Genomic DNA, 7,641 nt, shown 5'->3' with positions numbered 1-7,641 from the left:
GCCACAATTTCCCGAGGATTCAGCGGGACGATTGGCGGGGTTTCCGGTCCCCTGTTGAGCGTATCACCTACCACAGATTCCCCTGCAGAAAAACCAACCGTGGCCTTTTCGTGTGTTGCACACCCTGCGAAAAGCATTCCCAAAAACAAAATCACAAAGATTGCCTGTTTCGATCTCATCCACTTCTCCTTACAAAATTCTGCACACTCCTTTTACACTTATCGGCACATGCGGGTTTCTTCTTAAAAATGCTTTGCCGGCTTTTTTATGAAATGAGGTCACGTTTGCTTAAAGTTCAATTGCGCAGGCATAAAGCCTGCGGCTACAGGTTCGGTTGAATAGGCATGAAGTCTGCGGTTACAGGGTCGGTTAACAGGCATGAAGCCTGAGGCTGCGGGTGGCGGGGGCCAGGGCGAATCGTGATTCGATCCTACGGGTTGGTTTTGCGATTTTACGGTGAATCTTACCCTTTCTCTTCCGAAACAAATCCGTCGTCGCGAGTGTCGCGGACAAGGGTTTCCAATCGATGCCGCATCGCCTTGAGATCAATGACCCCGCCAATGGTGAACCAGATAACGACCACAATGGCGACGGCCACATTCAGCCACACATTCACGATCCAGAATTTCATCCAAGCAGCATCGGACACCTGGTGCAGCAGATTGTAAATCGTTCCCAGAATAAACACAATCGTCCAGCCGAAAATCCAGATATACGTGAGAATGTAAATTACTTTGTCCCCGCGCGAAAACTCGCGATCAAAGCCCAAAATAGCCAACCCTTTGGGGGCTTCTTTCTGAACGATGTGCGTTTCATCGGGAATGGCGTACTTGCCGCGGTGAAGCAGCTTGTCCATATTAAAGGGCGGTTTCCCCTGCAGCAAGGAAATGCCAATATAAATTGTCGTTGAGGCTGCCATGGCGATCCCCCAAAACCACTGCCCATTGATGGGAAAATTGGGATTGATCTGGTGCAAAATGATTCCGCCCACCGCGATAGTGGAACCTACAATCATGGCCCACCAGGCCGCTGCCGTGGTGCCCCATTTCCAGTAGAGCCCTCCAATAATCACGGCCCCGGAGCCACCGGCAAAAATGGCCCCCGTAATCGCAAAAAAGAGAAAAATGTACTGGTTTTGCCGGAACAGCAAACTGAAAAAGAAAATAAAAACCGCCACGCCCAAAATCGAAAATCGCAAAATACGAATGTGCTGTTTGGGTTCGAAGGGCGTTTTGCGGAAGGGCATAATCACATCCTGAATAAAAATACTTCCCCAGGAGTGCAGATAGGTGTCGTGGGTACTGATAAACGCCGCCAGCATTACGGCTGCGAAGGCTCCTAAAAAACCGGGCGGCAGAATTTGCGTCAACACCAATGGAATCCGCACCTGACTTTGAATCGCTTTGTTGGGGATTCCTTTTAATGCGGCATTCACGGTATCGGCGATGCTGGCGTAATCGGAGTGGTGCAACACCGTGTACGCTACGATGGGAATCAAAAGGAGAAAAATCGTCTGGGGAATGTTCCGCCAGTTACTCAACATCCCCGCCATTTTCGCCTCATGGGCATTCTGTGCGGAGCTGTTGTACCCCTGGGTGCCCTGCCAGGACATGGTGGCGTACACAATGCCGATCACCCCGATCAAAAAATACCAAAAATTAAAATCCTTCAAATGACTCGTGTGAAAGGGATTAATGAGCGAGGCGTCTTTGGGAGCCGTTTCCAGCGCCTGGTAAATGTGGGTCCAATCGAATTTGTGCAGCAGAAACAAAACGATGGCAATAAACACAAAATTTACAAACACCCCCTGAATAAAATCGGTGACAATGACGGCGATCTGTCCCCCGCTGAACACAAAAAAGAGGGCGATGGAGAGCAGCAGGATCATAATCAGCACAAAGGTGGACACAGAGATGCCCAGAACGGAAAAGGTTTGTGGCAGGCCGCAGAAGTAAATAAAAAAGCGGGCACCCACTGCAGGAAAAATCCCGAAATTAATAATACCGGAAAGAAAGGCCAGTAATCCTGCAAAAATACGGAACTTTCGGCTGTAGCGCATTTCAAAAAATTGGGCCAGTGTAAGGGCACGGGTTTCGCGAAAGCGGTAAATGACCCACCCGGTGGCCGTAATGAACAACACGACTACCGCGGTGCTGAGTCCCCACCAGCTCATGGTAAAACCGGCCACGTAATTCATTTCGATGTTGCCAATGATCGAAATGGCCCCCAGAGCCGCCATCCCCTGGGAAAGACTCAGCACGTACCGCCCGGCGGTACGCCCTGCTGCCAAAAAATCAGCCACACTCTGCATGTGGCGCTTGCTCGTTAAGACCTGAGAAATCATCAGTGTCAGGATTCCCACCACAATTGCCCAATCAAACCAGCCTAAATTCAATCGCATCCTCCGTTGGTTTCGGTAATTTGTTTCAAAATATCCTTGAGAAGGGTTGGACCCTTCGCAAGGGGAAGGGCTACTCAGAAAAAAACCAACCTGTCATTGCGAACGCGTAAAGCGAGTGAAGCAATCTCTAATGAAGCACCTGCGAGATTACACACCACTGGTACATTTTCTCGTCCGCCTTCGGCAAATTTGCATGGCCTGCCTTGCTCAACCCGTTCTAAGAATTTCCACTCACTCCTTTCCCTTCCACACCAACCCGTCTTCACGAATGTGCCAAAGCACGCCGTCCCGGGACTGAATGGTGGCCACAAAAAAATCTGTCCCGGATACAATGGTCAGGGGGAACCCCTTTGGGGCCCAACGGGCCGGAATCGCCTTCACAAAGTGCTTTTGGTTCAAATAGGCCGTTTGCTCGGCGTAGTACACCTTCCGAAGCGCCCATTTGACCGAATCGATCTCTTTGGGTTGAAAATCCTCCTGTCCCATTCCCACCGCCTTTTTAGAAAATTGCACAAATCCCCACATTTCCGGGTAGTGCATGTTAATCAGGCCCTGCGGGGACCACACCCAATTATCTTCCGGAAGCGGCTTGCCTGTCCGGGGATCGCACTGCTTTTCGTAGGTACCGTTTTGAACCTGCACCCGCCACTCCACGCGCGAAAAGTTTATCCGCCACTGGTTGCCGTCCCGGGGAGGAGCCGGTTTGTGAGCGCATTCCGCAAGGGCCTCCCAGGGGAACGCCAACTCCACCGTCCAGCCGCGGTCGACATCACCCGGGTGATTTAATGTCCCGTTTACCTGAACAGCCGATTTCAGCCCGTGAATGTCCCAGTCATTCACAGCGTCCCCGCCGTCCCGGTATGGCCGCGTCAGCAGGAGATCCCAGCCGGTGTTCAAGGCATTGATTTCAAACTCGTAATAATCGTGCGTGTCGCCGTCCGGATCGATGAACACCTCAAAATCGTTGTCGTGATAAATCACCGCGTCGTGCTGCGTCAGTGTGGCCCACACGTCCGGTTCCGACAGTTCGGCCGCCACGTAAAAATAGCGCTTATCCCAGAGCATTTTCACCCGTGTTCGAAAGCGGGGCTTGGGAGCCGCCTTCCCTCGAATGTCCACAAAATCATCCGTCCAGACAGCTTTTTTCCATGCCGGATCGTCCAAACGGCCGTCGATTTGAACGGGAACCGGAGTCTGGTAGCAGACGTAGGTCTTGGGGTGAAATGGGATTTGCGGCGTGGGAAACAACCGGGTTTCGGGTTTTGGACGGGCACAGGCGCTGAGGAGTAACAGGCCAGTCACAGCTAAAATAGACATTTTTCGCATTAGAGTTATCCCTTAATTCACCATTTTTTTATTTTCTTTTCAGCCTGTATCCTTGCGAAGGGCTTAACCTTTCAGAAGGGTACGAGACTATCCTGTCATTGCGAGCAAGCGCCGCGAGCGAAGCAATCTCCTTAGCGACTGGTAGCGATGGGATTGCATGCCAACATTCCTAATTTTGTCCATCTGACGGCGGCCTTGCCATTCGCAGGCATAAAGCCTGTGGATACGGCGGTTTCTGCCGCTTACTTGCCTTCCGGGGGCCAGTGTGTCAAGTACTGAAAGGCGTACGTGAACGAAAACCGCTCTCCCTTTTTCAATGTCACTTTTCGGGTTTGCAGTTCCAGGTTGATCAGCGCCTCATCGGGAACCCACCAGGTCCGCAGCTTTTCAATTTTGGACGGATCGTAGGTTTCCAGTACTCCGAACCGATCCTTGTGGTTGAAATAGGCATGGGCCCCGCCATCTTTGGCATCTACTAACCAGTGTACACCCGGTCCTTGATCAGCATTGAGACCCTCGTTGTAACACACCCATTTGCCCTTGAACCGCACGTACGCGCTGAGAATTTTGCTGTCCGGGCTGGTGGTGCCGGTGTAAAACTCCGGGTGCACCACAAGCTGGTAGGTCCCCGGCTTCGTTCCATTGTGCCGGATTGTGGTTCGGCAAAAAATCGTTCCCGGTTTTGCGGGCGTAAGCCAGATAGCCCGCTGGTAAACCGAACCATCTGTAAGACGCCGCACCAAAAACAGGGTGTCACCCTTGACGTTTGCCTTGAATGGAATCTTTAACTTGCTTAAATCCATGTATTTGCCGGGAACCTCATCAAAAGCCCCGTACATAAAGTTATTGGGAAGCATCTGCAACAGCTGGCGTCCGTCCGGTTTGTGCTCCATGACCACCATTTTGCCGTTATTTTTCGGTGTGACAATCAATTTCCAGACGGCATTTTCCAGCTTAACGGCCGGGATTCCCTGTAGGTAGTCCGTCCGCAGCCGCTTTTCAAACTGCGGAAAGGGATGACGCTCTCCGGCAGACGTCAGGTGGTATTTCTTTGCCAGGGCAATGTACTGTTCCACTACGTGTTCGTAGCCGGGCGGGTATTCACGCTTCAGGCGACCGTCTTTGTAAACAAACTCCGCCCCGGCCTCCAGCATGGTGCGGTACGCCGTAAGCGATATTTTTTCCACGCGCCGGCGAATCGTTTCATTTTCTGCGGCCTTGAGCGCACGGTGAAAGTAATCAAATGCCTTCAATGCGAAGGTTCGATTCAATCCCAGCTGTTTCGGAAAGGCAAAACAGGTGGGGTGATCCCCATAGCGGTTCACCCAATCGTGCTCAAACTTGAGGTAGTTCCAGATAATGGGCGCCGCTTTGCCATAGGCCATCCGACAAAACTCCCTGGCCTCCTGCCAGCTATCGCGCCGGGGGTTCCAAAGACAGCGAGCAATTACATAATTGCGCAAATCGCTCATTTCCGCCGACAGATTGTGTCCATCACCCTGTTCAAAAACCCCTTTCACATGGTGCGCAGCGTAAACCTTCAAATTGGCTCCAATGCTTTTCAAATTGGGCGTCGGCAAATCGAAAAACCGAAAATCGGTGGCGTAGGTCCAGATGTACAGATTCTTGGTGATTTTGCTCCAACCCAAAAAATCCTTGTAAAAGGATTTATTTTTTGGACACTGGGGATCATTTATGGGATGTAACCGGCAGCATTCAATGTCTGCTAATTGAATCTGCACATTGTTGCGTGGTTTCAGATGCTTGGGTGGTTTACGGGTGTACCAGTAGGCCAGCGTCCCGATTTTCTTGTTTGGGTAGACTTTTGCCACGCGGGCCGCTACCTCGTTCACAAAACGAAGCTGGGCCCCCATCGGGGTACCTTCCCGCTGATTGATGGCGTTGCAGGAATCGCAATGGCAGTAATAATCGTTGTCATTCTGACTCACGCTGACATTGCGCCAGTCGGGATGCTCCTTGAACTCCTGCAGTACCGCCTGTGTTACCAATCGGACCACCTCGGGATTGGAGACATCCAATTGGGGACCATGTCCCCACATCTTGAGCAATCGCTCCCCTTTCACCAGTGCGTAGTACTCCGGGTGAGTTTTGCCGTATTTTTCCACGGGCAGCAATTTGTAAAACGAGTGGTTAATCAACTGCTGTTCGGTTCGTCCCCCGTATTTGGCCGAATCGGTGACGGTGTTCACCCGCAGGCGTGTGGCAAATTTCGGATTTCCCTGTACTTCCCCAAAATACACATTGCGATATAAAAACACCGGCTGGTAATGGTAATCCTCACAGGGAATGGCCCGTTCCGTTAGTTTGGGCGGGAAATAGGTGACATTTGCCATGAGGAACCGCGCCCCCAGCTCCCGTTCGAAGAATTCGTACACCCCGTACAGCGTGCCCCGGGGGCGTCCGCCGGCAATGGCCATGTTGTCCGGCCGTATGCGAATCCGCAATGCCTCTTCCCCCATTCCCCGGGTGGAAAAGCCCGCATCGCTCCGGGCCATGGGATGCGAAAAGCCAATGAAAATATGGTGGCCGCCCGAATCCGCCTCTGTGGTTATGGGCAGCATCCATCCCGTTCCCTGCCGGAACAGGGTTTGAAATTCCTCCGCGGCGTAGCGTTCGCTGGGAATGGCGTCCGGGGACACCACGATTTTCCAGCTCCGGAGAGCTGTGACCGGCAGTTTGGATTTCGCACAGGAAAAAAGGGAAACAGACCACACCAGCAAAGCTGCCAGTACATAGTACGCCATGACTTTTTTTTGATGACTCATTGTACCTCGCAATCATATCCTTTCCTAAAGAAGTTCCTTTACAAACGTCCCTTTATTTTTTTTCGCGAATCAAAGACCACTGACCGGCCTCAATCCGCTCCAGTGGGAAAAAGGACACCCCATCGGCGCCGCCGCGCAACGCGTCGGCAATCCCCTGTGCCAAATCGGAACCGGGCAATTTGGGCACGAAAATTCCACTGTACAGCCGCATTCGCCCGTGGAGTGCCTCAACACCCTCCCGCGTGGCTGTGAAAATCCAGGAAATATCCTCGGCATAGGCGTTGTGATAGATCATGGGAAACACCGCATCAAGGGACCACTCCGGCCAGTTTTGACGAACCAGCTTCCGGGCAAGCGCCGGGGTAGCAAACACGGCTGCGGAAGCCTGTTTCCCGGCGGTTTTGATGATCCGTGCCGCCCGATCGACCAGGGCCGTAACGGCCTCCTCCCGAAATGTCCGCCAGGCCTGACTTTGAGACGGATCCGGCAGCTTGAGGGGATCCTGCCCTGTTTTGGATTGAAAGGCGTCGCGGCACACCGGGCAGTAGCAATAATCAAACTGAGGGTATTCCCTGTCCTGAACCAAACCGTACTTCTTGTGAAGTCCTTTGGGCAATATGACGTCCGGGTAGCGAATGTAATCGAGGTGAATCCCGGCCAGGGATTCAAACCGCGTCAGTTCCGAAACAATCTTTAGCAGAAAATCCTGCACCCCCGTGTGATTGGGACACAGCCACTTGTAATATTTCACGTACGGTTGTTTTTTAAGAATGGAAATGCCTTCCCGGTTCACCACAAACCAGTCCGGGTGATTTTCAATGACGGACTCCACATTGCAAATAAGGCTAAACATCCAGGCGTGGAGTTCCAGTCCCACTTTGCGGGCAATAGGCAGCAGGCGCTCCAGTTCCCGGGATTCCACAGGAAGCACATCACTTTCGTAAAAGGCCTTTCGGCCGTTGTACACCAAAAACAGCACCGCGTCAATGCCAGATTCCTTCAGGCGCCGGAAGGTAGCTTCCACTTTATCGTTCGTCCACCCGGTGTGCGGATGCATCCACACCCAGAATTTCGGGCTCGTCTCCCCTGCTTCTGATGGATTGGTTTTCCATCCTGCTACCACTGCGC

The 7,641-nt window shown here is 52.3% G+C and carries 5 protein-coding genes; all 5 read right to left on the bottom strand.

All coding sequences use genetic code 11. The annotated features are described in order from the left end of the window. Positions 1-179: hypothetical protein (locus GXO76_06680; protein ID NOY77539.1), on the bottom strand; the 179-nt coding region annotated here is incomplete at its 3' end. A gap of 284 nt (positions 180-463) precedes the next feature. Beyond that, positions 464-2,401 carry a sodium:solute symporter gene (locus tag GXO76_06675; GenBank protein ID NOY77538.1) on the bottom strand — a complete coding sequence of 646 codons (1,938 nt, stop codon included), beginning with the start codon at positions 2,399-2,401 and terminating at the stop codon, positions 464-466. 231 nt (positions 2,402-2,632) lie between these two features. After that, positions 2,633-3,727, bottom strand: coding sequence for a carbohydrate-binding family 9-like protein (locus tag GXO76_06670; GenBank protein NOY77537.1), 1,095 nt, complete (start codon positions 3,725-3,727; stop codon positions 2,633-2,635). Positions 3,728-3,969: 242 nt separating this feature from the next. After that, positions 3,970-6,513 carry a DUF4838 domain-containing protein gene (locus GXO76_06665; GenBank protein ID NOY77536.1) on the bottom strand — a complete coding sequence of 848 codons (2,544 nt, stop codon included), beginning with the start codon at positions 6,511-6,513 and terminating at the stop codon, positions 3,970-3,972. Positions 6,514-6,565: 52 nt separating this feature from the next. Beyond that, on the bottom strand, positions 6,566-7,570 hold the full coding sequence (locus GXO76_06660) for a family 10 glycosylhydrolase (GenBank protein ID NOY77535.1): 1,005 nt from the start codon (positions 7,568-7,570) through the stop codon (positions 6,566-6,568). Positions 7,571-7,641: the final 71 nt, after the last annotated feature.

It is taken from the genome of Calditrichota bacterium (genome assembly GCA_013151735.1).
Classification (GTDB): domain Bacteria; phylum Zhuqueibacterota; class JdFR-76; order JdFR-76; family BMS3Abin05; genus BMS3Abin05.
The sequence above is the reverse complement of the archived record's forward strand: the minus strand, read 5'-3'. Positions and strand labels throughout refer to the sequence as shown.

Bases quoted from the DNA above. Each gene is read 5' to 3' on its own strand.
- GXO76_06670 (NOY77537.1), bottom strand. From the start codon at position 3,727: ATGCGAAAAATGTCTATTTTAGCTGTGACTGGCCTGTTACTCCTCAGC.
- GXO76_06660 (NOY77535.1), bottom strand. From the start codon at position 7,570: ATGCATCCGCACACCGGGTGGACGAACGATAAAGTGGAAGCTACCTTC.
- GXO76_06665 (NOY77536.1), bottom strand. From the start codon at position 6,513: ATGAGTCATCAAAAAAAAGTCATGGCGTACTATGTACTGGCAGCTTTG.
- GXO76_06675 (NOY77538.1), bottom strand. From the start codon at position 2,401: ATGCGATTGAATTTAGGCTGGTTTGATTGGGCAATTGTGGTGGGAATC.